Source organism: Janthinobacterium sp. SUN137, from assembly GCF_030587265.1.
GTDB lineage: Bacteria > Pseudomonadota > Gammaproteobacteria > Burkholderiales > Burkholderiaceae_D > Janthinobacterium > Janthinobacterium kumbetense.
The window spans coordinates 834,852-858,253 of record NZ_JAPWHZ010000002.1 but is presented as its reverse complement, the minus strand read 5'-3'; the positions used below and the strand labels follow the sequence as shown (position 1 = coordinate 858,253).

Genomic DNA, 23,402 nt, shown 5'->3' with positions numbered 1-23,402 from the left:
GGCTGCCGGTGGATAAACCCAAACTGACACCCGTCGCCCAGCCGGCAGGCCTGGCCCTGCTGCGCCTGCTCGAACCGGACCACGTGGACGGTGCGCTGAGCAAGCAGGTATTGGCGCAAGACCTGGCCAGCCTGCACGGCAAGCAATTGCTGGCGCTGCTGCGCCGGCTGCGTGCCGCGCAATCCAACCAGCAGGATTATGCAGGCGCCAGCCCAGAGCAGGCCGAGCAGCAGTTCGGCGCCGCCATCGCCGCCGTCAAGGCGGTGCTGGCCACGCGCCCGCACATCCCCAACAAGCAGGAAGCGAAGGCCTTGCGCCAGGCGACGGCCAAAAAGCGTTAATCGAGGCGCAAGCCGGCCGCCAGCAAGGCCATGCCCTCGCCGAACGCGGGGGCGATGACGCGTACCTCGGTCGGATCGAGGTCGCCGAAGTTGACGTACGCCAGGGCCGGCGCCGCGCCCGCGCGATAATCGAGCAGCAGGCATAGCGGCCCGCCATCGGAACCGATCCCCAGGCACTGGCCGCCCAGGTAGCGCTGCAGTTGATACGCGCCATTCAGCGCCACCAGCTCGCGCGCGGGCCACAGCGACAGCGATTGCCCATCGACATCCCCTGCGCCGCCATCGGACCAGCACAGGAAGTCGTGTAAATCCGGCGGCAACGGCAGGCCCATGGCCTGTTCGATGGCAGCCAGGGATGCCGGCGTGGCGCCAGGATTGGCACGCCAGTACGGCGCGACGGCGGCGATGACTGGGGCAAGACGCATAGAGATGGGTTTCCTTTGAATGGGCGCGCGGCGGGCTGCCTCAGCGCGCCATCATCGGCGAGCGGACGCCGGGCGTCAAGCGGCCATCCAGCCGTGCGCGCAAGCTCGTCGGCCCCCTCCTATAATCTGAGGCTCTATTGTTTCCGCTACAGAAAGTTCCCCATGTTCATACAATTTCCCCGCCATGTCATCGGTTGCGCCGTATTGGCCTTTTCCGCTTTGGTCGCCATGCAGGCCGCCCATGCCGAAGAGACGGGGCCCATCGATGCGCGTGCCGTCTGGCAGGAACGCTCGCTGTCGGCCTGCCGCACCGGGCAATCGCACTCCGCGCCCGACGTCTGCCTGCTGCGCACCATGAAGCGTACCGGTGCGCCCCCGCAAGCCATCGCCGCCGCCAGGATGCTGGTCGGGGCAAACATGCCAGGCTACATCTCTGCCTGGCGCCCGCTGGGCAAGGTGGCGCTGGCCACCGTCACCTATCCGTTTCGCGCCAACACGAATGAAAGCACCTTGCTGATCGGCAGCGATGGCGCGGCCATCGATGTCGACGAGCACTCCGTGCGCGAGGAAGACCGGGCCACGCCTGCCTGGCAAGCGTTTACCGCCGCCCACCCGGACGCCATGCCGTTCGCGCCCGCCGAGTTCGTCGGCAGCACGGCCACCGGCGATGGCGGCCAGAGCGTGCTGTTTTCCACGCCCCTGATCACCTGCCACGCCTGTGCCGACGATGGCGCCCTGCTGGTCGCCTACACGATCGACAAGGCCGGTATCGTGCGCGAGCGAAAACTATTGACGATCAAGTAAGGCTGCATCAAAGACAAGAAAGATGAGATAGAATTGCTTGGTGGCATGTCTATACGAGTACATGCCATCGATCCAAACTTACTTATCACAGGAAACCATGCGCCGCTCTTGCCTTGCACTGCACCTCACCGCCGCCCTGCTGCTGTCCAGCCCCTTCCACCTCGCCACTGCCGCGCCCGCCGCTACCGCTTCCTCCAGCGCAGCCACGCCGCTCGTCATCGGCGAAAGTTTCAGCATCGATTCGCAGGCGCTGAAAGAAAAACGCCACATCAATGTGTACATGGCGCGCGCCTGGGATACGCCGCCCGACGCCCCGCTGCCCGTGCTGTACATGCCGGACGGCGGCGTGGCCGAAGACTTTTTGCACGTGGCCGGCTTGCTGCAAGTGTCGGTGGCGAATGGCACGATGCGCCCCTTCATGCTGGTCGGCATGCAAAACACGCAGCGCCGGCGCGACCTGACGGGCCCGACCGGGAATGCGGAAGACCGCAAGATCGCCCCCGTCGTGGGCGGCGCGGCCGCTTACCGGACCTTCATCCGCGATGAGCTGATGCCGGAAATCAAGCGCCGCTACCGCACGACGGGCGAGACGGCCATCGTCGGCGAATCGCTGGGGGGCCTGTTCGTGGTGGAAACCTATCTGCTGGAACCGCAACTGTTCGACCATTACGTGGCGTTCGACCCCAGCCTGTGGTGGAATCATGGCGCCCTGCCGCGCCAGGCGGCGGCCCTGCTGGCGAAAGGCACGCCGGGCAAGCACAGCCTGTACCTGGCGTCCAGCAGCGAAGCAGGCATCGCCGTGGAAGTGCAGCGCCTGGCCGACGTGCTGGAAAAACAGGCGCCGCGCGACTTGCAATGGCATGTGGAAAAGATGCCGGAAGAAACCCACGGCACGATCTATCACCCTGCCGCCCTGAAAGCGTTTCGCAGCGTCTTCAAGCCGGCCACGCCGCCGCAATAAGCGGGACGGGAACGGGGACGGCTACGGCGCCGGCAGCGCCTGCCCCATCTGCTCGCGCAGCCAGTGCAGCAAGGTGGTGCGGCGCGCGTCGCCATCGAATGGCAGCGGCGACAGCAGGAAATAGGCGCTGCCGTCGCGCCGGAAACCGAAGGGCGCGACCAGGCGCCCGCTGTCGAGGTCTTCGCGCGCCATGAAGACTGAGCCGATGGCCACGCCGAGGCCGGCGCAAGCCGCTTGCAGGCTCAGATAGAAGTGCTCGTAGGTCTGGCTGCCGCCCTGGCCGCCGCCGTCGGCATCCTTGCCGGCGGCGCGCCAGTGGGTCCAGGCGGCCGGGCGCGACGCCGTGTGCAGCAGGCGCCGCGCGGACAGGTCCAGCCTGCCTTGCCGCAGCAGGGCCGGCGCGCACACGGGCGCGATCCATTCATCGCATACCTTTTCCGCATGCAAGCCCGCATCCCACAGAAAATCGTTGCGGCGCAGCGCCACGTCCACCGCGTCGCGCTGGAACGCCACCGGCCCGCCCGAGGCGAACAGGTGCAGTGGCACCTCGGGATGCCGCTGGTAAAAGTCGCCGAGGCGCGGTATCAGCCATTTCATCGCGATCGTCGGCTCGCACGACACCACCAGCGGCCCCTGGCGCACCGGCTGGCGCACGGCGTCGAGGGCGGCGTCGAGCCGTTCGAACGCTTGCTGGACGGCATCGCGCAGCTGCGCGCCCGCCGGCAGGAGGAACACGCCGCGGTTGCGGCGTTCGAACAGGGGCGTGCCCAGCGACGTTTCCAGCAGGCGGATTTGCCGGCTGACGGCCCCGTGCGTCACGTGCAGCTCCGCGGCCGCCTGGACGAAACTGCCCAGCCTGGCTGCAGCCTCGAAGAACCGCAAGGTGCCCAGCGCCGCCTGCCTAGTCATGATCTGTCACTTTTTCTCACACATATCCGCAAGATATCATCGTTTTTCATGGAAGGCCATTCTAGCGATAATTTGTCTTCCGGCAGCCCGCATGCGCGCCGCGCCCTTGCCCAATAGGCGAGAAATAGTCACCGATGGCCGTGCGGGCGCCACCACTGCCCAAGGAAGACACATGATTGCATTGCTTGCCGTTGCCCTGATTACCCTGCTGGCCTCCATCGTCCCCGGCCCCGATTTCGCGATGGTCACGCGCAACAGCTATCTGCATGGCCGCCGCGCCGGCCTGCTGGCCGCGCTCGGCATCGCGCTGGGCGTGCAAGTGCACGTGTTCTATACGATGTTTGGCGTAGCGCTGCTCATCGCCGGTTCGCCTGCGATATTTACAGCGATCAAGCTGGCCGGCGCCCTCTACCTGGCCGTGATCGGCTGGAACACCTGGACCAACCACGCCGGACTCGTCATCGACCTGCACGGCGGCGCCAGCGTGCCCCGGCATAAAATCTTGCTCAACGGCTTACTGACCAATGCCCTGAACCCGAAAACGACCCTGTTTGTCATCAGCACCTACACCCAGGTGGTGCAGCCCGGCACGCCGTTGGCAGTCCAGTTCGGTTACGGGCTGTGCATGTCCGCCATCCACCTGGCCTGGTTCGCCCTGGTGGCCGTCTTTTTCTCGCAAGCGCGCTTCCGCATGCGCATGGTCAGCCACCAGCGGAGCATCGATCGGCTGATCGGCGCGGTCCTGATGGCGCTGGGCGTCGCGCTCGCCTGCGCCAACATGGACAAACTGTAATCTGGCGCGGGACGTGCCCGCCACATCCGGCGGGTAAAATCGGCGACCCTTCTCCCCCCGCCGAGTACAGATATCCATGAGTTTTTTACAACTATTTATTCTTTCCATCGTCCAGGGCTTCGCCGAGCTGCTGCCCGTGTCCAGCTCCGCCCACGTCATCATGGCGGAAAAGCTGATGGGCCTGGACCCCACGTCGCCGGAGCTGACCATGCTGCTGGTGATGCTGCACACGGGCACCATGTTCGCCGTCATCGTGTATTTCTGGAAATCCTGGCGCGCCACGTATTTCAGCTCGGCCACCGCCTTCCGCAGCAATGTGCTGCTGCTCGTGGCCGCCACGGCCCTGACGGGCATCGTCGGCTTTGGCTTGCTGAAAGGCATTACGCACGTCATGAGCAAGGATGCGCCCGGCTTTGAAATCGAGCACCTGTTCGGCAACGCGAAACTGATGGCCGCCGCCCTGGCCGCCGCAGGCGTGCTGATCATTGTGTCGTCGCGCCTGCAGGCGCGCCAGCATGGCACCTTGTCCATCGGCAAGGCAATGGTGATCGGCGCCGTGCAGGGACTGTGCCTGCCATTCCGGGGCTTTTCCCGCTCGGGCGCCACCATTTCCGCCGGCATCGCCATGGGCGTGCCGCAGCGCCGCGCGGAAGAATTCAGCTTCGCCCTGGCCGTCGTGCTGACGCCGGCCGTGCTGGTCAAGGAAGGCTGGCGCTTCTACCAGGCCGTGGCAAACGGCAGCCTCGATCATCTGGAGCACGGCAACAGCCTGCTGCACCTGCTCGGCCCCAGCCTGCTGGGCATGCTGCTGTCGTTCCTGGCCGGCTTGCTGGCCCTGCGCTGGCTGTCGGGCTGGCTGGAACAAGGGCGCTGGCATTTCTTTGGCGCATATTGCCTGCTGGCCTCCTTGGTGGTGCTGTACGTAGGGTAAAATCGCCGGGTTTGCGTTAAACGCCTATAAAACCTACTGCGCGTCGTGATTTACGGCCTGCGATGCTCACTGTACCTGCGTACAGTTGCGCTTCTCGACCGCAACTCCCTTCCGCTCGCTACGTTTTCTTCGGCGTTGTTGCTTTATTATCCCAGCCAGGTTTTACTGAAAGCCAACGATGAATTTCGCCGCCACCGCCGCCCTCTCGCTTGCCATGTCCACCGATGCCTTCGCGGCCGCCGTGGGCAAGGGCGCCGCCCTGCACAAGCCGCAATGGCGCGAAGCGCTGCGCACGGGGCTGATCTTTGGCGTCATCGAAGCCATCACGCCCATCATCGGCTGGGCCCTGGGCAGCGTGGCCGCGCCCTACGTGGAAGCGTGGGACCACTGGATCGCCTTCAGCCTGCTGGGCATCATCGGCTTGTTGATGATACGCAATGCCCTTTCCGATGCCGACGAAGAAGAAGCGCCAGCCCAGTCGCACTCGTTCTGGGTGCTGGCCGTGACGGGCCTGGCCACCAGCATCGACGCCATGGTGGTGGGTGCGGGTCTGGCTTTGCTGGGCGCCAACATCGTCGTGACGGCCGCCGCCATCGGCTTTTCCACCTTCGTCATGGTCACCCTGGGCGTGATGCTGGGCCGCGTGCTGGGCACGGTGGCGGGCCGGCGCGCCGAGCTGGTGGGCGGCCTGGTGCTGATCGTCATCGGCTGCGTGATCCTGTACGAACATATCGGCCATCCTGCCTGAGGCCAGGCAAGGCTTGCGCACGCAATGGCCGGCGGCGCAGGCGACGCGCCACTTTGTGCTACATTCAAGGCTCTGCATTCCTGTCCCGCAAGGTGACCATCATGGAAACTCTTGAGCTGCTTTTTGCCTCGCTGGTGCGCGAAACGGCCGAATCGATACGCGACCACCACGTCCCTTTTGCCATCAAGCACGACGAGCGCGCCTATTTCGAGTGGATGGACGGGCATCCGCTCGATGGCTATATCCAGGAAGCGTATCGGGAAATCGAAGAAACAGCCCAGCAGATCCGTGCCATCCGCGCTGGATGATGACGGCGGCCGCAAGCTACTGCACGGGCGGCTTTGCGGCTGGCGATGCTCACCGCACCGAAGTGCAGTTGCGCTTCTCAGCCACACATCACCGCCGCTCGCTACGCTTGCGACAAGCGCCGAGACCTGCGTCGAATCGTGGCTTGAAATGGCGGTCTTGATTCAGATCAAACACTCTGCTGTTCCTATCGAATTGATGGCCCAATGCCGTGACAATGGAATTGGAGGCGGGAGACATGGATCAGGAACAAAAACACCAGATCAGGGGTTATGAATTTCATGTGACGGGGGCGCTGGAGAAGGATGGGCGCTACCGGGGCATGATCTTGATCAGCAAACGCGGCGATACCTTGCAGGCGTATGCCAAGCCCGTGCTGATTGAAACGCCGAGCAGTTTCAAATCCGTGCATGCGGCCTTGATCGAGGCCTCGGCGTACGCCCAGGAACTCATCTATAACGGCGCCATCAAGGCGCTGCTGCCGGCCGAGGCGCCGCTCGCGGGTACACAGGCCGATACGCAGGCTGGTACGCAAGCGCCGCAGCCGCCGGATTTCGTCGGCAACTGACGCCGGCAAGCCAAACCAGCGCCCTGGGCGCGCGTATAATGACGCGCTTTCCCGGATGAAAACGCAAAACCATGGAATATGTGAACTTGCCGCTGGCCTTCCTCGTCGGCTGCGCCCTGATTGCCTTGCTGGCCAAGAAGAATGGCTATTCGTGGTACCTGTTTTTCTTCGCCATCGCCGTGCCCACGCCCCTGTTGCTGCTGGCCTTGCCGCATGTGGTGGGCGTGGAGGCCGCTTCGCTGACCTCCGTCCGGCTGGGTACCGCCCTGCTGTTCCCCGTGGCCGGCTTGCTGCTGGCCCTGCGGCGAAAACACTGACCCGCAAGCGGTCTCAACGTGCCGGCACGCCATCGGCCAGGCGCCAGCCGACGGACAGCGCCAGTTGCTGCGCCTCTTTTTCATTGCTGCAATCGTCGTAATCGCAGGTATCCGCATACGCGCCGCACGCCTGGTTCTGGCTGACATACGAGCCGACCCAGCGGCCATCGCGGCGCTGGCTGGCCGTGGCGCTGATGGTAAAACCCTTGTGGATGGTGGGATTTTCAAAAGGCATAATTCCTCCGATGCAAGAAGCGTCAGGGACCTGACTGGCTTCCACTATGCGCCTTGCGGCCGCCCACGTCTGTACGTTTGACCACACTCACGAAAAGGGCGCGCGCCGCGCTCGCGCCGGCAGGCGATCGGGTATGATTTCCCCATGTGTGGACGATTCGATCAAAATGACACGGCGCGCGTGCTGGCGTCATCCTTCGGCTGGACCGACGCGGTGTTCGACAGCGAGGCGGAAGCGCACCTGAACGTCTCGCCCGGTACCTACCGGCCCATCCTGCACATCCAGGATGGCGTGCACCGGGTCGACGATGTCTTCTGGGGCTACCGCCCCGCCTGGGCCGCCGCGGCCACGCCCGCTCCCGGCAAGAAGAAAATCCCCATCGCCATCAATGCCCGTCTGGAAAAGCTCGCCGGCGCCTACTGGAAACCCTTGCTGCGCGCGGGGCGCGGCATCGTCTGCGTTTCCGGCTGGTATGAATGGACGGGCGAGAAAGGCGGCAAGCAGCCGTGGCACATCCACCGCAAGGACCGCGCGCCCCTGTTCCTGCTGGCGCTGGCCCAGTTCGGCCCCTACAAGGTCAATCGGGAAGAAGCGGGCTTCGTGCTGGTGACGGCCGACAGCATGGGCGGCATGGTCGACATCCACGACCGCCGCCCCGTGGCCGTCAGCCGGGAAGACGCGCACCGCTGGCTGGCCCCCGCCCTGACACCCGAGCAAGCGCTGCACCTGGCGCGCACCTGCATGCTCGACGTGGACTTGTTCGAATGGCATGCCGTCGACAATCCGCTGGTGCCGTCCGCCAGGGCCAAGGCGCCGCCGCCGGCCGCGGCGCAAAGTACGTTCGACTGGGGTACGGATTAAGGCAGGCGCGCAAGGCGGCGCCACAGCGCTTCCATGGGACCTTGCCTGAAATGGCGCAGCCAGTAGCGGCTCAGCAGCACCTGCCCCGCCATCATCACGACCGCCAGGCCCAGCATCTCGGCGGGACGCAGTGTTGCGCCCCAGCCCAGGCCCGGCCCCTGCAGCAGCCAGGTGCCGATCAGCGATTGCAGCAGATAATTGCTCAGCGCCATGCGTCCCACGGGCGCCAGCCATGCACCGAGCCAGCGCAGCATGAAGGGGCCGGCCAGCATCAGCGCGGCCACATAGCCAGCCGCGAGCACGGGGCCGCCGGCGAACAGGCCCACTTCGAACAGGGCCGTGTCGAACACGGTTTGATACGGATCGGCCACCTGCCACGCGACGGCCCCCGCCGCCAGCAGGTTGAACGGCAAGCCCGCGCCCAGTCCCACGGCACGCACCCAGCGCCACAGGTGCTGGTGGCGCTGCGGCTGCGTCAGCCAGCCGAAACGCACGGACAAGATGCCCAGCAAGAACAGCACGATGATATGCGGCAGCATGACGGCCGAGTACAGCAAGGAGACGAGGAAATCGTTGGCGCGCAGCCTGGCGACGGCCCATGCGCCGCCCTGCGTGTAGACCGCGTAACGCTCCGCAAAGGCCTGCAGGTCGCGTGCGATGTCCGGCGCGCCGCCCTGCTGGCCCACAGGAATCAACAGGCACATGAATAATAGAAAACCGGCCGCCACCAGCCAGGCGCGGTTGCGCACGCGGCTGAGCCTGGCGGACAGCAGGGGCAGGACCAGCATGCCGGCGACGGCATACGAGGTCAGCACGTCGCCGCTCCAGATGCAGAAGCCGTGCAGCAGGCCGAACACGAGCAGCCAGCGCAAACGGCGCCGGTAAGCCGCTTGCGCCGCCTCCCAGCTACCCAGTTGGCGCCGCAGGGAACGTGTCTGCAGGGCAAAACCGGCGCCGAACAGAAAAGCGAAGATGGGGTAAAACTTGAATTGCGCTAACGCCGCCACGCCGAAAATGACGAGCTGGTCGAGCACGGGCGGCTGCGCCGGCAAGGTGCCGTAGCGCAAGGACAGGCTGCCCCAGGCGAACGACCAGATATTCACCAGCAAGATGCCAAACACGGCGATGCCGCGCAGCACATCGAGCTGCAGCAGGCGTCCGGGTTTGACGTGCATGGAAGCAACGGCGTTCAGGGGCGCGCCAGGGTCGGGTAATCGCCCACCTGCAGGCTGAAGCCGGACGCATCCGATTGCAGCCGCGCCTGGCCGCCGAACGGCAAGGTGACGCGGCGGCGGATGTGGCCGAATTCCAGTCCCGTCAACACGGGCACGGGCAGGCGCTCGCGCACGTAGGCCAGCATGGCATCGACATCGTAGCCCTTGTCCATCGGGCTCAGTTTATAGCCGGAAAAGTCACCGAGCACAACCGCTTGCTGGCGCTGGATCACGCCCGCGTGCAGCAGTTGCAGCAGCATGCGCTCGACCCGGTACGGGTGTTCGTTGACGTCTTCCAGGAACAGGATGCCGCCATCGATCTGGGGGAAATACGGCGTGCCCAGCAAGTGAACCAGCATGGCCAGGTTGCCGCCCCACAGTTGCCCGCTCAGCTCTACCTGCGGATTGCCCGCCGCCGCGCCCGTGACCGTGTGCGTGGGACCGGCCAGGCACGACCACAGTTGATCCAGCGTAAATTGCTCGGGCTCGTCGCGGATAAAATCGTCACAGATCATGGGGCCGGCAAAGCTGGCGCGCCCCGTTTTTGCCAGCAAGCCCATGTGGAAGGCCGTAAAATCGCTGTAGCCGACAAACAGCTTGCCGCTGTCGGCCATGCGGTCGAAATCGATGTCGGGCAGGATGCGGCTGATGCCGTAGCTGCCGCGCAAGGCGATCACCACTTGCACGGCCGGGTCGGCGGCGGCCGCGTTCAACTGCGCCAGGCGGCCCGCATCCGTGCCGCCGAAGCGCTGGAATGTGTGGTCGGGGTCGTAGTAATTGTGGACGGTGGCGCCTTGCGCCTGCAAGCGGGCGATGCCGCGCGCCAAAGCCGCCTCGTCGGGCGCACAACCGCCCGGCGCGACGATGGCAATGCCAATCTCAGGTGTCTTCAAAATATGCCTGGCTAGTCAAGTGGTGGGCGCGCCTGGCTCAAGCTGGCTGGGAGCGCATCTGGGGCGCCATCTTACCTTGCAGATGCACATCGATCAAGGCGAGCAGGCGCTCGATCAGCTGGGGCGGCATGTCGTGCCCCATGCCTTCGATCACTTCCAGCCGGGCTCCGGGGATCAGCGCCGCCGTATCGATGCCGCAGGCGACGGGGATCAAGGGGTCGGCCGCGCCATGGATCACGAGCGCCGGGCAACTGATGCTCGGCAGCAAGGCCGTACGCTCGCCCGAGGCGGCGATCGCCACCATTTGCCGCGCCACGCCTTCGGGGCAACTGCCCCGCTGCAGTGCCGCTTCGATGCGCTGGTACAGCAGTTTTTCCGACACGGGATAAGCGGGACTGCCGATCACGCGCACGGTGGCGGCCATGTGCGCCATCAGTTCGGCGCGGCTGGCGTTGCGTTTCGGGCGTTGCAGCAGCGCATTGCGCGCGGCCCGCGTGGGGCCGGGCAAGCCGCGCCGGCCGCTGCTCGACATGATGGAGGTCAGGCTGAGCACCTGCAGCGGCGCGCGCGCCGCCATCACTTGCGCGATCATGCCGCCCATCGACACGCCGATCACGTGCGCCTGGGCAATCCGCAGGGACGCCAGCAAGCCCAGCGCATCGTCCGCCATGTCATCGAGGGTGTAGGAAGTCTTGAGGGGCCAGCCCAGCAGGTTTTTCACGTAGGCCAGCGGCAGATACGGCTTGCCCGCCAGCGCCATCTTGCTCGACAGGCCGCTGTCGCGGTTGTCGAAACGCACGACCCGAAAGCCTTGCTCGACGATGCCTTCGACGAAGTCCGCCGGCCAGGCAATCAGTTGCATGCCCAGGCCCATGACCAGCAGCACGCACGGGTCATCGGGGTTGCCGTGGCTCTCATAAGCTATGTTGAGGCCGTTCGCCATGATGGTTGCCATGATTGCCTCTCTTCAGGAACCAGCACGCAGGCACGATCGCTGCGGCCTTGCAATCAGCATACCACTATTGTGCTTCAGACATGAGACCGGCACGCGGTACACAAGCTGAAGTGTTGCCGCGCCGGTACGGCGCGCGGCAACCGTGCAGAATCATCGCTACTGCTTACTTGGCCTTCGGCAAGGAATCGGCCAGATCCACCCAGCTTTGCGGCTGCGGTTTGCCGCGCTCGCGCACGCCGAAGAAGGAGACCACTTGCGTGCCGTCGTTGTCGAAGAACTCGACGGAAGTGACGCCGCCGCGCTTGACGATCCAGCCGCTGCGCAGGGCCGTGTCGCGGATGTGCAGGTTGAAGTCCGGGTCCAGCACGTTGAAGAAGCCGCCGGCGGCCATGGTTTTCTCGATCTTGCCGCTGTAGATCTGCGTCAAGCCTTCATTGCCCAGGAACACCATGATGGCGACCTTGTCCTTGGCCGCGTTTTCCAGCAGGGTGCGCAGCGCCGCTGGCGTCACGCGCTCGACCACGCCGGCCGGCGCCAGGCGCAGGGCCTGTTCGCGCGACAGGTGGAATTCGCGCATGATTTGCGCAAACTGGTGCACGTCCGTCATGTCTTTCCAGGCCAGCTGGAATTCCTTGACGTCGATCTCGGCATCCGGCTTTTCCGCCGCTTTCGGCGCCACGGCCAGCACGTTCAGCTCCGCGCTTTGCTGGGGCATGCGGAAGGTCGCCACCAATTTATCGTAGACGGCCACACCCGGCTCGTTACGCAGGTAGATCTTGTGCACGGCCGTGCCGTTGGCGTCGAAGAATTGCAGGCTGCGCGTCGGCTTACCATCGCGGCCCGCTTGTTCTACCGCAAATGCGTATTTCCAGTTTTCAAAGTGGAAACGCAGGTCAATCTGGCCGCCCAGGTAACCGCCCGCGATATTGCGCTGGCGCGCTTCCGTTTCCGGGTCCTTGGCGTCGGCCTGCTCGGACTTGTCGCCCGCCTGCTTGAATTTGCTGGCGACGCCCGTCGTTTCGATGACGCCGTTTTCATTGCGCGTGATCGCTTGCACGATGCCCAGGTCCAGCGCGGCGCGCATGATTTCGCGCGGCTGGTTGCCGTCGGCCTGCAGGCGAGTGACGCCCTTGCCGATGTTGGTTGCCAGCAATTGCGCTTCGGATACACCCAGCGCGCGCGCCGCGTCGCGGATCTGCAGCTTCGGCTGCTCCGTGCGCAAGGTGGACCAGCGTTCCGCCAAAGTGGCTGGGGCCGCGTATGCGTTTGCGATCAGCAGGCTGCCTAGCAGGGATAGAACGAGTTTGGATAACTTCATAGAGAGACCATTCAATCAAACATGGAAAAAAAGAGGGGCAAGCACCCCTCCCCGGTAGAAATCAATAGTTGACGCTGAGGCTGGCGGCGACGTTGCGGCCCGGCTTGGCGTAGCGCTCGATCTCCAGGCGGCTGGCAGCCGTGGTGCCGGCGGCCAGGCTGCGCGCGGCGGCGTAATCCCAGTACTTGCGATCCGTCAAGTTGTACACGCCGACGATGATCTTGGCGTTCTTATGCACGTTCCAGTAGGTCGACAGGTCGAAGATGGTGTACGACGGCACCTTGAAGAGCGGCGCGGTCCCGCCCATCAGCAAATCGTTCGGCGCCTGTTTCTCGCCGGCATGCAGCGCCGTCAGTTCCAGGCCGAACAACTTGTTCGTATGGTCATAGCCGAAGGTCAGCGCCGTCTTGGCCGGCGCCACCGAGGCCAGGCCGCCGCTCTCGCCCGTCAGGGTATTGAAGGAGCGGCCCTTGGCCACGCCCGTGGCCAGGTCGACGCGGTAGCCCTGCATGGCCGGCAACCAGGTTCCCAGCTCCGCGCGCAGGCTCAGCTCGGCGCCCCAGGTGCGCGCATTGCCGATGTTTTCCGGACGGAACAGGCCCAGGGTGAGGGTCGGGTAATTCACCGGATCCAGCTCTTGCGCCACGTACTCGATCATGTTCTTGTACTCCGTCTGGTAGACGGACGCCTGCATGCTCAAGCCCCTGGTCACGTCGCCTTTGAGCCCCAGTTCATATGCCTTGCTGGTTTCCTTGCCCAGATTCGGATTGCCCAGCACGGCATAGCCATTCCCCGTGCCCGTATAGCTGATGGAATCATAGGTACCCGTGCGTTCGATCGCCGTCGGCAGGCGCGTGCCGCGCGTGAACGTGGCGTAGGCTTGCATTTCCGGCAGCACTTCCACGGACAGGCTCAGGCTCGGCGTGAAGTAGGAATCGCTCTCCTTGCGCACTTCCTTGGCCGCATTCGGCACGCCGATCAGATAGTTCTGCAGGTTTTTCGGCTCCAGTTTGCGGTAGTCGGCACGCAGGCCCGGCGTCAGCACGGCTTTCTTGCCGCCCAGGTCGAAACTGAGGTCGTCGCGCACATACAGGGCCAGCTTGGTGACATCCATGTCGGCCATGCGGTTCTTGCGCGTGATCTGGTGCTCGCCCGTGGCGATGAGGGTGCGGTCTTCCATCCAGGGACGGCGCGATTTGGCCTGTTCCAGCTGCACGCCGTACAGCAGCGCGTTGTCGGCGTTGAGCTGCTTGAACGCTTCCGAGGTCAGGCCGATGCTGTCATTCTTGAAGCTGGTGTCGATGGCGCGCAGGGAGTTGCCGCGGTAAACATAGCGCCCCTTGCTCTTGTCCTCGATCTTCGCGTTCTGCAGGTAGACTTTCGAGGTCAGGCGGTCGAACAGGGCGAAATCCTTCAGCACCACCTCGTGGCCCAGGCTGACGCGGGTGCGCTTGGTGGTGGAATCCTGCTGCACGCCGTCCGGGTACATGGCGCTGACTTTATTGTTGAGGTCGCGCTTGTTCTTGCGTTCGAACATGTCGACCGTCAAGTCCAGCTTTTGTTCGCCCGGCAAGGCCCACACCAGCTTCGACAGCAAGGCGTTCGAATGCCAGTCATCCGGGTTGACGGTGGCGCTGCCGCGGCTGTCCAGCTGCTCGCCATCGCGGTGCACGTACACTGCCAGGCCTTGCAGACTGGCGCCGATCTTGGCGGCGCCCGTCAGGGTGTGCGCATTGCTGCGGTCCACCGTGGCGCGGCCGTATTTATACGCCACATAATGGTCCACCCCTTCGCCCAGGTAATCTTCGGGCGACTTGGTGATGAAGGCCACGCCGCCGCCCAGGCCGGGATTGGCGCCGCTGACGGCCGTCGTGCCCGAATCGATGCGCACTTCGCGGAAAGTTTCTGGATCAAAATAATCGCGGCCCATGCCGAAGGCGTTCATGTTACTGCTGTCCGGCTTGGGTGCCGCGTCGGGCAGGGAAATGCCGTCGAGTTCCAGGCTGACCCGGTTGCCTTCCAGGCCGCGGATGTTGTAACCGGTATTGCCCGCGCCATCCCACATGCCGCCGCCGCCCGAGGCCGCCATTGACGTGCTGATCAGCGGCTGATAGCGCACGACGCCGGCCATGTCCGTCACGTTGCGGCGCTCCAGGTCGTCGCTGCGGATCACCGTCTTGGTGCCCGCGCGGCGCTCGTAATCCTGTTTGGCGTTCACGACGATTTCCGGGAAGACAGGCAGCTTGGCCGGTTCCTGCGCGGCCGTGCCTGCATTGACGGCGGCGTTTTGCGCGGCCACGGGCAGCAGCGGCGCGGCGAACAGGCCCAGCAAGGCGGCGCGCAGCACCAGGTTATGGCGGCGGACAGGCAGGTGAGCTGGGGATACGACGGGTGCAGCGAGGCGCTGCGTAGGCACAGTAGTCATGATGATCCGGTGGAAGAGTAAAGGCTGGCTCTTGAACCCGGATCGATAACGAAAGTGTTAACGATGTATAAGGAAAGTTTGCTGGCGAAAACAATACTGTAACACGAATCATTCTCATTTGAGAATGGCAAAGTGGTCTAGACAGATGTTATTTCGCAACAGTTGTAAAAAATGCCAGCCGGGGTGGCTGGCATGGCTGGCACGCGGGACAAGGCCGTGGCGGCCCCGCCCTGTCTGGGGCGAAATCAGGCCGGCGGATGGGCCAGCTTGCGCGCTTCCGCCTGCGCGCGGCGGCGCTCGGCAAAGAAACGCTTGAGGAAAGCGCCGCACTCGTCGGCCAGCACGCCGCCAGCGATGGCCGTCTGGTGGTTCAGCGCCGGCTGCTCGAACAGGTTCAGCACGGAACCGCAGGCGCCCGTCTTCGGGTCGCCCGCGCCGTACACGACGCGCGCCAGGCGCGCATGCAGCATGGCGCCCGAGCACATCACGCACGGTTCCAGCGTCACGTACAGCTCGCAGCCGGGCAAGCGGTAGTTGCCCAGCTTTTCGGCGGCCGCGCGCAAGGCCATGACTTCCGCGTGCGCCGTGGGGTCGTGGCGGCCGATGGGCTGGTTGTAGCCGACGGCGATGACTACCCCATCCTTGACGACGACGGCGCCGACGGGCACTTCACCCAGGTCCCATGCGTGCTGGGCCTGTTCCAGGGCCAGCTGCATGTAGCGCGCGTCCTGCGCGCTAGCGTGCGTTTCAGTCATCGGTCACTTCTGCCCAGCAATTCGGCGTTTCATGCAACACCAGCTTATGCAGGTGCAAGCCCGTGCCGAAATGGTCGGTAAATGCGGCTTTCAGGATGTCGAAGGCGATGCGCGCCAGGTTTTCCACGGTCGGGATGCGGTCGATGACGACGGTTTTATGGTCGGGCAGGCTGGCCAGGAAGTCGCGCACGGCCGTATCCTTTTCGTACACGAGGAAGGCGTGGTCCCACACATCGACCAGGTGCTGCTTGGCCAGGGTTTTCACGTCGGAAAAGTCCATGATCATGCCATTGTCGGAATTGCCTTCCGCTTCGATGACCTTGCCGACCAGGGTGATTTCCACCGTGTAGCGGTGGCCGTGCAGGTTGCGGCACTGGCTTTTGTGGTCGGGAATGCGGTGGCCCGCGTCGAATTCGAGCTTGCGTGTGATAGTCAGCATATTATTTGTTTTAAGGGATTTGCAGGAGTTTATGGGTTTGCAGGCTCAGCTTCCACTTCGGGTTGCTTTTGCATGTTTCGATGGCCAGCTTCATGTTGTGCGCGGCCAGGGGGCCGTCCATCGCCTGCACGAAGAAGTTCTCGAAGTCCAGTTGTTCGTAGGCGGCCAGGTCTTGCTGGAACTGGGGGATGACCACCTTGATTTCATTGCCTTTGTGCACCACCAGGGTGGAACCCATCTTCGGGCTGACGCAGATCCAGTCCACGCCGGCCGGCACGGGCAAGGTGCCATTGGTTTCGATGGCGATGGTAAAGCCGACCGCGTGCATGGCGTCGATCAGGGCCGTGTCCAGTTGCAGCAGCGGTTCGCCGCCCGTAAACACCACGTATTTGCTGGGCGCGTAGCTGGCGGGCCACAGGCTGTCGATCAGCGCGGCCAGTTCCTGCGGCGTCTTGAACTTGCCGCCCAGTTCGCCGTCCGTGCCGACGAAATCCGTATCGCAGAACTGGCACACGGCCGTGGCGCGGTCGCTTTCGCGGCCCGTCCACAGGTTGCAGCCGGAAAAGCGGCAAAACACGGCCGGACGGCCCGCGTGCGCACCTTCGCCCTGCAGGGTATAAAAAATCTCTTTGATGCTATAAGTCACTGTATTTCCTAAGAGCTGGCTGGCGTCATCGCGCAGGGCGAACGCATCGGGGCTGGCGCGTGGCGCCGTTACCGCAAAAGCCGATTGACAACCCTCTATTATATGCCGCCGCGACACTTCCCGTGCAAATGCCGTGCCCGCCGCCTGCCGCTGCGGCATCCGGGGGCCGGAAATCGACACGGGCAGGCATAACTGCGCGGCTTTTGCGTTTAGACAATGTAAATGATCTCAAGTTAATATATTTTCTGTAAGAACATTGCCTGATGGAAAACATTGAGGGAGCATGGATATGGTGCAACGCTGGCTACGCCCGCCGTACCGCCTGAGTATTCTGGCCTGCCTGGCGGCGGCCGCACTCGCGGCCCTGCACGCCGGCCATGCCGCCGGGCCGATGCAGCCGGCCGGCACGCCCTCCCCCTTGATGCTGGCCTGTGCCGTCCTGCTCGGCGCGCTGGCGTTGCTGCTGTGGCGCCAGCGCCGCCTGGCGCTGCGCCTGCAGGCACTGGAACAGCTGCGCGCGGAGGCGGAACAGGCGCGCCTGGCCGGCGAACAGCACAAGGCGCGCGCGCAGGAACGCCTGCGCATCGGGCGCGACATCCACGACGACCTGGGCCAGCATCTGCTGACCCTGAAAATCGACCTGGCCATGCTGCAGACCAGCACGCATGACGCCGCCCCCTTGCTGGCGCGCCAACTGGATATGATGGCGCGCAATATCGACCTCAGCATCGCGGCGCTGCGCTGCGTCATCCACGACCTGCGCCCGCCCGCCCTCGACGCGGGCCTGCAAGCGGCGTGCGACGGCTTGCTGGCCGATTTCAAGCGCACCACGGGCATCGCTTGCAGCTGCGACTACCGGCTCGACGCCGCCGCCGGCAGCGCGCACGGCCCGCTGCTGTATCACGTGCTGCAGGAAGCGCTGGCGAACATCGCCCGCCATGCGCGCGCCACGCATGTTCAGCTGAGCCTGCAGCAAGCGGGAGCCACCCTGGCATGCCGCATCAGCGATGACGGCGTCGGGCTGTCGGGCTCGCCACCGCGCCTCGGCTGCGGCCTGTCCGGCATGCATGAGCGCGTGGCCGCCGCCGGCGGCAGCCTGCACATCGAAAGCCGCAGCGGCGCCGGCACCACCTTGCGCCTGTCCCTGCCGCTGGCCGCCTGCGAGGAGGCGCCCGTGCTGCACGACTGATCGTGGTGCCATAAATATTGCTCAATATCAACACCTTCCGTCCCGCTGCGCTGCATCATGGCCAACGAGCCAGCCCCATTCACCCCAAGAAGGATGCTTACATGCCGGATAGCCATGCTCATGCCAGCGCATCGCCCTGCGATGCAGCCCAGGGTTTTGCCGTCAAGATGATGGAATTGCTGGTGGTGCCCACCTTTGTCCTCGACGTGCATGGCCAGGTGATGATCTGGAACCGCGCCTGCGAGCAGCTGACGGGCGTGCCGGCGGCCGAAGTGCTGCGCACGCGCGAGCCGGGCCGCTGCTTCTACAACGACGAGCGCCCCACCCTGGCCGACCTGCTGCTGGCCGGGCGCGGCGGCGACATGCGCGCGCTGCACGCCCAGCAGCAGTACCGCAGCAGCACGGGCGGCAATCTGTGCGCGGAAAACTGGTGCGACATGCCGCGCACGGGGCGGCGGCGCTACCTGGCCGTCGATGCCAGTCCCATCTATGGCAATCACGACGAGCTGATCGCCGTCGTCGAAACCCTGCGCGACATGACGGATGAAAAACGCGCGCACGTGGAACTGGAACGCCTGGCCACGCGCGACGGCCTGACGGGCCTGGCAAACCGGCGCTGCTTCGACGACACCATCCTGGCCGAGTGGCAGCGCGCCCAGCGGCAGGGCCAGCCCCTGTCGCTGCTGATGGTCGACGTCGACAATTTCAAGGAATACAACGACAGCCATGGCCACCAGGGCGGCGACCTGTGCCTGCGCAAGGTGGCCGGCGCCGTGGCCAGCGAAATGCGCACGAACGACCTGGTGGCCCGCTATGGCGGCGAAGAATTTGCCGTCATCCTGCCGAACCAGTCGCTCAAGGGCGCGGCCATCGTGGCCGAACGCATCCGCCAGCGCGTGGAACGGCTGCAACTGCCGCGCAAGCGTCCCGACGGTGCCTGCGTCACCGTCAGCATCGGCGCCGCCACGGCCCTGCCCGGCCCCGGCACGGAACTGGGACAGCTGATCCACACGGCCGACTGCGCCCTGTACCGCGCCAAGCACCTGGGCCGTAACCGCATCAGCCTGCCGGAAACGACGCTCACGTAGGCAACAGGGAAGCACGACCAAATTTGGTGTATATTTAGTCCTATCACAGTTTTTCGCATTCGGAGCCGCCATGGACCTCAAGGAACGCATCAAGCCGATTTCCTATCTCAAGGCCAATACGACGGACATCGTCAACAGCTTCGACGCGGGCCAGGACGAGCCCATCATCATCACGCAAAATGGCGAAGCGAAGATGGTCGTGCTGTCCATGCACGCGTATCAGGAAGGCAAGCGGCAAGCGCGGCAGATGCAGGAGCAGCATGCATTCATGAAACTGATCGCCATGGGCAACCAGGACATCGCGCGCGGCGACGTGGTGTCCGAAGAAGACTTCCTGGCCAGCCTCGATCAGGACTGACATGGCGCGCATCGTCGTGCTGAAAAGCGCGCAAGCCGATTTCAATGAACTGCGCAGCGACTTCAAGGCGCGCCACACGGCGGCAGCGCACGCGCAGTTCATCGCAGCTTTCCGGCAATTATTCGCCGATCTCAAGACCTTCCCCGACAGCGGCACACCCGTCGCGGCCGCCCGCGAAGTCGGCATGGATGTGGAGCAACGCCTGTGCGAAGTGATCCGCGTCATCTACCACCATGACCGCGCGCACGACACCGTGTACATCCGCATGTTCCTGCCCACCAAACGCGACTTCCTCGCCCACTTGACGGCGCGCATCCTGCGGCCCGACTTTTAATCTCCCCCCAGCGCAGCGTTCCGACAGCGCCTTGCCCCTATGCACGGCGGCACGAATATTCTATGCTGCGGCGTTGCACTTTCCACATTCCAGAAAAAGAAGGAGCCCCCGTGTCAAGAATCATGCCTGTGTTGTTACCCGCTTTCGCCCTGGCCCTGTCGGCCATGGCCTCGTCGAACCTGGGCGCCGCGCCCGTCAAACCGGCCGCCGCCCATAGCGCCGCGGCCAGCAAGGCCGATCTGCTGCCATTCAAGGCAACGGAAAAGACCTTGCCCAACGGCTTGAAGATCATCATCGTGCCGACCGGCTTCCCGAACCTCGTCTCGCTGCAGATTCCCGTGCAGACGGGTTCGCGCAACGAAGTCGAGCCGGGCAAGTCCGGTTTCGCCCACTTCTTCGAGCACATGATGTTCCGCGGCACCAAGGCTTATCCGCCCGAGAAATACCAGGAAGTCATCACCCGCGCCGGCGCGCGCCAGAACGCGTATACGAGCGACGACCTGACCAATTACCACACGACGTTTGCCAAGCAAGACCTGGAAACCGTGCTGAAGGTGGAAGCGGACCGCTTCCAGCACCTCGACTATGCGGAAGACGCGTTCAAGACGGAATCGCGTGCCGTGCTGGGCGAATACAACAAGAACAGCGCCAATCCCGTGTCGAAACTGTTCGAAGTGATGCGCGACAGCGCCTACACGACGCATACCTACAAGCACACGACGATGGGTTTCATTCAGGACATCGAAGACATGCCGAACCAGTACGCATATTCGAAGCTCTTCTTCGACCGCTGGTACCGTCCCGAGCGCACCACCATCATCATCGCCGGCGACGTGGAACCGCAGCAAGCGATCGCGCTGGTGGAAAAATACTGGAGCAGCTGGCAGCGCGGCAAGCAGCAGGCGGCCGTGCCCGTGGAACCAAAGCCGCGCGGCCCCGTCTACAAGCATGTGGTCTGGCCCACGCCGACCCTGCCGTGGGTGGCCGTGGGCTTCCACGCGCCCGCGTTTTCCGTGAAGGACAAGGACCAGGCCGCGCTGGCCACCCTGCTGTCGCTGTCGTTCGGCCGCACCTCGCCCCTGTATAAACGCCTGGTGCAGAACGAGCAAAAGGTCGACCAGTTGTTCGACATGACGCCGGACCGGGTCGACCCGACCCTGGCCGTGCTGGGCGCGCGCGTGAAAAACATCGATGACGCCGTCTACGTGCGCGACGCCATCCTGGCCACCGTGGCGCGGCTGCGCGACACGCCAGTGAGCGACAAAGACCTGGCGGACGCCAAGTCGGCGGAAAAATACGGCTTGATCCGCTCGCTCGACAACACGGAACAGATCGCCGGCACCCTGGCTTCCTTCGTGCATTTCGACCGTTCCTACGCCACCATCAACCAGTACTACCGCCTGATCGATACGCTCACGCCGGCCGACCTGCAGGCGGCCGCGCGCAAATACCTGACGGACGAGGGCCTGGTGGTGACGACCCTGTCGCACCAGCCGATTGCGGCCGCCATCGCCGCCACGCCAAAGCTGGCCAGCCTGCTGCCGGCCGCCCCGACCGCGAAGTTCGACGTGCTGGTGCAAAAGTCGGCGCTGCCGCAGATCCGCTACAAGCTGCTGTTCATGGCCGGTTCCGCGCAAGACCCGCAAGGCAAGGAAGGCCTGGCCGCGCTGACGGCCGCCATGGTGGCGTCCGGCGGTTCGTCCGAGCGCAAGATCGACGAAGTCAACCAGGCCCTGTTCCCGCTGGCCGGCAGTTTCAGCCAGCAGACGGACAAGGAAATGACGACGTTTACGGGTTCCATCCACAAGGATAACTGGACCCAGTTCAACGCCATCGCCCTGCCGCTGCTGCTCTCGCCCGGTTTCCGCGAAGACGACTTCCGCCGCCTGAAGGATGCGCAAAAGAACGCGCTGCTGCTGGACCTGAAGGACAATAACGAAGAGGAATTCGCCAAGGAACGCCTGCAAACGAATGTGTATGCGGGCACGCCGTACGGCCACCCCGTGCTGGGCACGGTCGCCGGCATCGACGCCATCACCCTCGACGACGTGAAACAGTTCTGGAAGAGCGCGTATGCGCAAGGCGCCGTCAAGGTCGGCATTTCCGGCGACGTGTCGGACGCCATGACGGCCTCGCTGACGCAGGCGCTGGCAAGCTTGCCGGCCGGCCCGGGCTTGCCCGCCACCGTGAAACCCGCGGGCCGCAAGGCGCAGGGCCTGGAAGTGGAAATCATCGAGAAAAACACGCGCGCCACGGCCATTTCCTTCGGCTTGCCGCTGGACGTGACGCGCACGCACCCGGACTTCCCCGCCCTGTGGCTGGCGAAGACGTGGCTGGGCGAGCACCGCGCCTCGAATTCCTACCTGTACCAGCGCATCCGTGAAATCCGCGGCATGAACTATGGCGATTACGCGTACATCGAAGCCTTCCCGCGCGGCATGTACCAGTTCTTCCCGAACCCGAACCTGGGCCGCAAGGCACAGCTGTTCGAAATCTGGATCCGCCCCGTGGCGCCGGACAACGCCCATTTCGCCCTGCGCGTGGCACTGACGGAATTGGGCAAGCTGGTCGACAACGGCTTGACGCAGGACGATTTCGCCACCACGCGCGACTACCTGATGAAGAACGTCTTCGTCATGACGTCGACGCAAGACCAGCAACTCGGTTATGCGCTCGATTCGCAATGGTATGGCACGCCGGAATTTACCAAGTTGATGCGTGATGGCTTGTCGAAACTGACGCTGGCCGACGTCAACCGCGCCATCCAGCAGCACCTGTCGGCGAAGAACCTGTCCGTGGTGATCGTCGCCAAGGATGCGGCCGGCTTGAAGGATAAGCTCGTCAGCGACGCGTTCTCTCCCATCAAGTACGACGGCAACAAGCCGCAGGCGCTGCTCGATGAAGACAAGGTCATCGGCGCGATGAAGCTGGACATCAAGCCGGCGGCCGTCACCGTCACGCCGGCGGCACAGGCGTTCGCCAAATAGCCGCGGCAACGCACCAGATAAATGCAGCTATGGCCGCCAGCATAATGCTGGCGGCTTTTTTTATGCACGAAAATGATGCATCGCAGCACCAGGCTCTAATTATGTTCCGACATTATTTGATTATCTCCCGGCATTATCTCGCCCTCCCCAGTAGGGCCAGCGATAATCGCCGACGCACCAAAATTGTGCATCTGCAAAATATTACAAATGTAAAAATTTGCAACATTCCTGGACGTATGAAAAAATGACAATTTATCACAACGCGGATTAAATTTAAAATAAACACATATAAAACAAACACTTACCTGATTTATGGAAAATATTTTTATTACATAAAATGTAATAATTTGGAATTTATTAGCACAGTTTCTTTTTAACGCCATCAATTTTTTATCAAATATGTAAGCGCAAAAATATTCTAGATTAACTGTTGTGTCAACGTGACAATATTAAAAAAAACATAGCGCGGCGTTTCCGAAGATGTTTTGATAAAGGTCTAGGCAATACTGTTTATACGGTTTTGCAACAAAAATCGCTCAAGCGATTCACTAGACCGGGAAAGCCGGACATTGCACAACGATGGTCGGCCATGTGTTCAGCAG

26 protein-coding genes are annotated in these 23,402 nt (G+C 63.7%); 15 read left to right on the top strand and 11 right to left on the bottom strand.

The window, feature by feature from the left end; translation table 11 throughout:
• Window positions 1–8: 8 nt before the first annotated feature.
• The gene (locus O3298_RS11995; protein ID WP_305059458.1) at window positions 9–341 is read left to right on the top strand and encodes a hypothetical protein; all 333 of its coding nucleotides are present in this window, start codon (window positions 9–11) and stop codon (window positions 339–341) included.
• On the opposite strand, the gene O3298_RS11990 is transcribed toward O3298_RS11995, so the two are convergent.
• Window positions 338–766: an SMI1/KNR4 family protein gene (locus O3298_RS11990; protein WP_251348598.1), complete on the bottom strand. Its 429-nt coding sequence runs from the start codon at window positions 764–766 to the stop codon at window positions 338–340. The genes O3298_RS11995 and O3298_RS11990 overlap by 4 nt on opposite strands.
• Before the next feature lie 162 nt (window positions 767–928).
• Between O3298_RS11990 and O3298_RS11985 the strand changes: the two genes are divergently transcribed.
• Together O3298_RS11985 and O3298_RS11980 are read left to right on the top strand one after the other, a co-directional pair.
• The gene (locus O3298_RS11985; RefSeq protein ID WP_251348597.1) at window positions 929–1,570 is read left to right on the top strand and encodes a hypothetical protein; all 642 of its coding nucleotides are present in this window, start codon (window positions 929–931) and stop codon (window positions 1,568–1,570) included.
• Between the two features lie 97 nt (window positions 1,571–1,667).
• Window positions 1,668–2,531 (top strand): alpha/beta hydrolase, encoded by an 864-nt coding sequence (locus O3298_RS11980; protein WP_305059457.1) that lies wholly within the window; start codon window positions 1,668–1,670, stop codon window positions 2,529–2,531.
• Window positions 2,532–2,552: 21 nt separating this feature from the next.
• Here the strand turns inward: O3298_RS11980 and O3298_RS11975 are convergent, their stop codons facing one another.
• Window positions 2,553–3,440, bottom strand: a complete 888-nt coding sequence (locus O3298_RS11975; RefSeq protein ID WP_305059456.1) for a LysR substrate-binding domain-containing protein — start codon at window positions 3,438–3,440, stop codon at window positions 2,553–2,555.
• 172 nt (window positions 3,441–3,612) lie between these two features.
• On the opposite strand from O3298_RS11975, the gene O3298_RS11970 reads away from it, so the two are divergent.
• The 6 genes from O3298_RS11970 (at window position 3,613) to O3298_RS11945 (ending at window position 7,103) form a co-directional block, all read left to right on the top strand.
• Window positions 3,613–4,233 carry a LysE family translocator gene (locus O3298_RS11970; protein WP_305059455.1) on the top strand — a complete coding sequence of 207 codons (621 nt, stop codon included), beginning with the start codon at window positions 3,613–3,615 and terminating at the stop codon, window positions 4,231–4,233.
• A 76-nt stretch (window positions 4,234–4,309) separates the two neighbouring features.
• Window positions 4,310–5,164 (top strand): undecaprenyl-diphosphate phosphatase, encoded by an 855-nt coding sequence (locus O3298_RS11965; RefSeq protein ID WP_305059454.1) that lies wholly within the window; start codon window positions 4,310–4,312, stop codon window positions 5,162–5,164.
• Window positions 5,165–5,342: 178 nt separating this feature from the next.
• The gene (gene mntP, locus O3298_RS11960; protein ID WP_070218395.1) at window positions 5,343–5,912 is read left to right on the top strand and encodes a manganese efflux pump MntP; all 570 of its coding nucleotides are present in this window, start codon (window positions 5,343–5,345) and stop codon (window positions 5,910–5,912) included.
• A 101-nt stretch (window positions 5,913–6,013) separates the two neighbouring features.
• A complete protein-coding gene (locus O3298_RS11955) occupies window positions 6,014–6,220 on the top strand; it encodes a hypothetical protein (protein WP_251348592.1) in 207 nt (68 codons plus the stop codon).
• 236 nt (window positions 6,221–6,456) lie between these two features.
• On the top strand, window positions 6,457–6,786 hold the full coding sequence (locus O3298_RS11950; RefSeq protein ID WP_251348591.1) for a hypothetical protein: 330 nt from the start codon (window positions 6,457–6,459) through the stop codon (window positions 6,784–6,786).
• Window positions 6,787–6,857: 71 nt separating this feature from the next.
• Window positions 6,858–7,103 (top strand): hypothetical protein, encoded by a 246-nt coding sequence (locus tag O3298_RS11945; protein ID WP_305059453.1) that lies wholly within the window; start codon window positions 6,858–6,860, stop codon window positions 7,101–7,103.
• Between the two features lie 13 nt (window positions 7,104–7,116).
• On the opposite strand, the gene O3298_RS11940 is transcribed toward O3298_RS11945, so the two are convergent.
• Complete coding sequence (locus O3298_RS11940) at window positions 7,117–7,338, bottom strand: hypothetical protein (RefSeq protein WP_099667857.1); 222 nt, start codon at window positions 7,336–7,338, stop codon at window positions 7,117–7,119.
• Between the two features lie 144 nt (window positions 7,339–7,482).
• Between O3298_RS11940 and O3298_RS11935 the strand changes: the two genes are divergently transcribed.
• Window positions 7,483–8,199, top strand: a complete 717-nt coding sequence (locus tag O3298_RS11935) for an SOS response-associated peptidase (RefSeq protein WP_305059452.1) — start codon at window positions 7,483–7,485, stop codon at window positions 8,197–8,199.
• Here the strand turns inward: O3298_RS11935 and O3298_RS11930 are convergent.
• The 8 genes from O3298_RS11930 to queE all read right to left on the bottom strand — a co-directional run bounded on the left by O3298_RS11930 (window position 8,196) and on the right by queE (window position 16,844).
• Entirely contained in the window at window positions 8,196–9,374 is a 1,179-nt protein-coding gene (locus O3298_RS11930; RefSeq protein ID WP_305059451.1) for a DUF418 domain-containing protein, read from the bottom strand. The two genes, O3298_RS11935 and O3298_RS11930, sit on opposite strands and share 4 nt — an antisense overlap.
• A 14-nt stretch (window positions 9,375–9,388) precedes the next feature.
• A complete protein-coding gene (gene ldcA, locus O3298_RS11925; RefSeq protein ID WP_305059450.1) occupies window positions 9,389–10,306 on the bottom strand; it encodes a muramoyltetrapeptide carboxypeptidase in 918 nt (305 codons plus the stop codon).
• Window positions 10,307–10,343: 37 nt separating this feature from the next.
• On the bottom strand, window positions 10,344–11,261 hold the full coding sequence (locus O3298_RS11920; protein WP_099667853.1) for an alpha/beta fold hydrolase: 918 nt from the start codon (window positions 11,259–11,261) through the stop codon (window positions 10,344–10,346).
• Between the two features lie 163 nt (window positions 11,262–11,424).
• Window positions 11,425–12,579, bottom strand: a complete 1,155-nt coding sequence (locus O3298_RS11915) for a hemin-degrading factor (RefSeq protein WP_289914645.1) — start codon at window positions 12,577–12,579, stop codon at window positions 11,425–11,427.
• Window positions 12,580–12,640: 61 nt separating this feature from the next.
• Window positions 12,641–15,004 carry a TonB-dependent hemoglobin/transferrin/lactoferrin family receptor gene (locus tag O3298_RS11910; protein ID WP_305059449.1) on the bottom strand — a complete coding sequence of 788 codons (2,364 nt, stop codon included), beginning with the start codon at window positions 15,002–15,004 and terminating at the stop codon, window positions 12,641–12,643.
• A gap of 245 nt (window positions 15,005–15,249) precedes the next feature.
• Entirely contained in the window at window positions 15,250–15,759 is a 510-nt protein-coding gene (tadA, locus tag O3298_RS11905; RefSeq protein WP_251348582.1) for a tRNA adenosine(34) deaminase TadA, read from the bottom strand.
• Complete coding sequence (gene queD / locus O3298_RS11900; protein ID WP_034755997.1) at window positions 15,752–16,198, bottom strand: 6-carboxytetrahydropterin synthase QueD; 447 nt, start codon at window positions 16,196–16,198, stop codon at window positions 15,752–15,754. Before queD ends, tadA begins: the two co-directional genes overlap by 8 nt.
• 10 nt (window positions 16,199–16,208) lie before the next feature.
• The gene (gene queE / locus O3298_RS11895) at window positions 16,209–16,844 is read right to left on the bottom strand and encodes a 7-carboxy-7-deazaguanine synthase (RefSeq protein ID WP_034785949.1); all 636 of its coding nucleotides are present in this window, start codon (window positions 16,842–16,844) and stop codon (window positions 16,209–16,211) included.
• Window positions 16,845–17,127: 283 nt separating this feature from the next.
• On the opposite strand from queE, the gene O3298_RS11890 reads away from it, so the two are divergent.
• The 5 genes from O3298_RS11890 to O3298_RS11870 all read left to right on the top strand — a co-directional run bounded on the left by O3298_RS11890 (window position 17,128) and on the right by O3298_RS11870 (window position 22,800).
• Window positions 17,128–18,033 carry a sensor histidine kinase gene (locus O3298_RS11890; RefSeq protein WP_305059448.1) on the top strand — a complete coding sequence of 302 codons (906 nt, stop codon included), beginning with the start codon at window positions 17,128–17,130 and terminating at the stop codon, window positions 18,031–18,033.
• A gap of 101 nt (window positions 18,034–18,134) precedes the next feature.
• The gene (locus tag O3298_RS11885; protein ID WP_251348580.1) at window positions 18,135–19,121 is read left to right on the top strand and encodes a diguanylate cyclase; all 987 of its coding nucleotides are present in this window, start codon (window positions 18,135–18,137) and stop codon (window positions 19,119–19,121) included.
• A 70-nt stretch (window positions 19,122–19,191) separates the two neighbouring features.
• Window positions 19,192–19,479, top strand: coding sequence for a type II toxin-antitoxin system Phd/YefM family antitoxin (locus O3298_RS11880; RefSeq protein ID WP_289904851.1), 288 nt, complete (start codon window positions 19,192–19,194; stop codon window positions 19,477–19,479).
• Between the two features lies 1 nt (window position 19,480).
• Complete coding sequence (locus O3298_RS11875; RefSeq protein ID WP_305059447.1) at window positions 19,481–19,813, top strand: type II toxin-antitoxin system RelE/ParE family toxin; 333 nt, start codon at window positions 19,481–19,483, stop codon at window positions 19,811–19,813.
• Window positions 19,814–19,935: 122 nt separating this feature from the next.
• Window positions 19,936–22,800 (top strand): pitrilysin family protein, encoded by a 2,865-nt coding sequence (locus tag O3298_RS11870; protein WP_305059446.1) that lies wholly within the window; start codon window positions 19,936–19,938, stop codon window positions 22,798–22,800.
• Window positions 22,801–23,402 lie beyond the last annotated feature (602 nt).

What these genes read in the sequence shown, in the direction of transcription:
- O3298_RS11990 (WP_251348598.1), bottom strand. Translation starts at nt 766, where the DNA reads ATGCGTCTTGCCCCAGTCATCGCCGCCGTCGCGCCGTACTGGCGTGCC.
- O3298_RS11985 (WP_251348597.1), top strand. Translation starts at nt 929, where the DNA reads ATGTTCATACAATTTCCCCGCCATGTCATCGGTTGCGCCGTATTGGCC.
- O3298_RS11980 (WP_305059457.1), top strand. Translation starts at nt 1,668, where the DNA reads ATGCGCCGCTCTTGCCTTGCACTGCACCTCACCGCCGCCCTGCTGCTG.
- O3298_RS11975 (WP_305059456.1), bottom strand. Translation starts at nt 3,440, where the DNA reads ATGACTAGGCAGGCGGCGCTGGGCACCTTGCGGTTCTTCGAGGCTGCA.
- O3298_RS11970 (WP_305059455.1), top strand. Translation starts at nt 3,613, where the DNA reads ATGATTGCATTGCTTGCCGTTGCCCTGATTACCCTGCTGGCCTCCATC.
- O3298_RS11965 (WP_305059454.1), top strand. Translation starts at nt 4,310, where the DNA reads ATGAGTTTTTTACAACTATTTATTCTTTCCATCGTCCAGGGCTTCGCC.
- mntP (WP_070218395.1), top strand. Translation starts at nt 5,343, where the DNA reads ATGAATTTCGCCGCCACCGCCGCCCTCTCGCTTGCCATGTCCACCGAT.
- O3298_RS11955 (WP_251348592.1), top strand. Translation starts at nt 6,014, where the DNA reads ATGGAAACTCTTGAGCTGCTTTTTGCCTCGCTGGTGCGCGAAACGGCC.
- O3298_RS11950 (WP_251348591.1), top strand. Translation starts at nt 6,457, where the DNA reads ATGGATCAGGAACAAAAACACCAGATCAGGGGTTATGAATTTCATGTG.
- O3298_RS11945 (WP_305059453.1), top strand. Translation starts at nt 6,858, where the DNA reads ATGGAATATGTGAACTTGCCGCTGGCCTTCCTCGTCGGCTGCGCCCTG.
- O3298_RS11940 (WP_099667857.1), bottom strand. Translation starts at nt 7,338, where the DNA reads ATGCCTTTTGAAAATCCCACCATCCACAAGGGTTTTACCATCAGCGCC.
- O3298_RS11935 (WP_305059452.1), top strand. Translation starts at nt 7,483, where the DNA reads ATGTGTGGACGATTCGATCAAAATGACACGGCGCGCGTGCTGGCGTCA.
- O3298_RS11930 (WP_305059451.1), bottom strand. Translation starts at nt 9,374, where the DNA reads ATGCACGTCAAACCCGGACGCCTGCTGCAGCTCGATGTGCTGCGCGGC.
- O3298_RS11920 (WP_099667853.1), bottom strand. Translation starts at nt 11,261, where the DNA reads ATGGCAACCATCATGGCGAACGGCCTCAACATAGCTTATGAGAGCCAC.
- O3298_RS11915 (WP_289914645.1), bottom strand. Translation starts at nt 12,579, where the DNA reads ATGAAGTTATCCAAACTCGTTCTATCCCTGCTAGGCAGCCTGCTGATC.
- O3298_RS11910 (WP_305059449.1), bottom strand. Translation starts at nt 15,004, where the DNA reads ATGACTACTGTGCCTACGCAGCGCCTCGCTGCACCCGTCGTATCCCCA.
- tadA (WP_251348582.1), bottom strand. Translation starts at nt 15,759, where the DNA reads ATGACTGAAACGCACGCTAGCGCGCAGGACGCGCGCTACATGCAGCTG.
- queD (WP_034755997.1), bottom strand. Translation starts at nt 16,198, where the DNA reads ATGCTGACTATCACACGCAAGCTCGAATTCGACGCGGGCCACCGCATT.
- O3298_RS11890 (WP_305059448.1), top strand. Translation starts at nt 17,128, where the DNA reads ATGGATATGGTGCAACGCTGGCTACGCCCGCCGTACCGCCTGAGTATT.
- O3298_RS11885 (WP_251348580.1), top strand. Translation starts at nt 18,135, where the DNA reads ATGCCGGATAGCCATGCTCATGCCAGCGCATCGCCCTGCGATGCAGCC.
- O3298_RS11880 (WP_289904851.1), top strand. Translation starts at nt 19,192, where the DNA reads ATGGACCTCAAGGAACGCATCAAGCCGATTTCCTATCTCAAGGCCAAT.
- O3298_RS11875 (WP_305059447.1), top strand. Translation starts at nt 19,481, where the DNA reads ATGGCGCGCATCGTCGTGCTGAAAAGCGCGCAAGCCGATTTCAATGAA.
- O3298_RS11870 (WP_305059446.1), top strand. Translation starts at nt 19,936, where the DNA reads ATGCCTGTGTTGTTACCCGCTTTCGCCCTGGCCCTGTCGGCCATGGCC.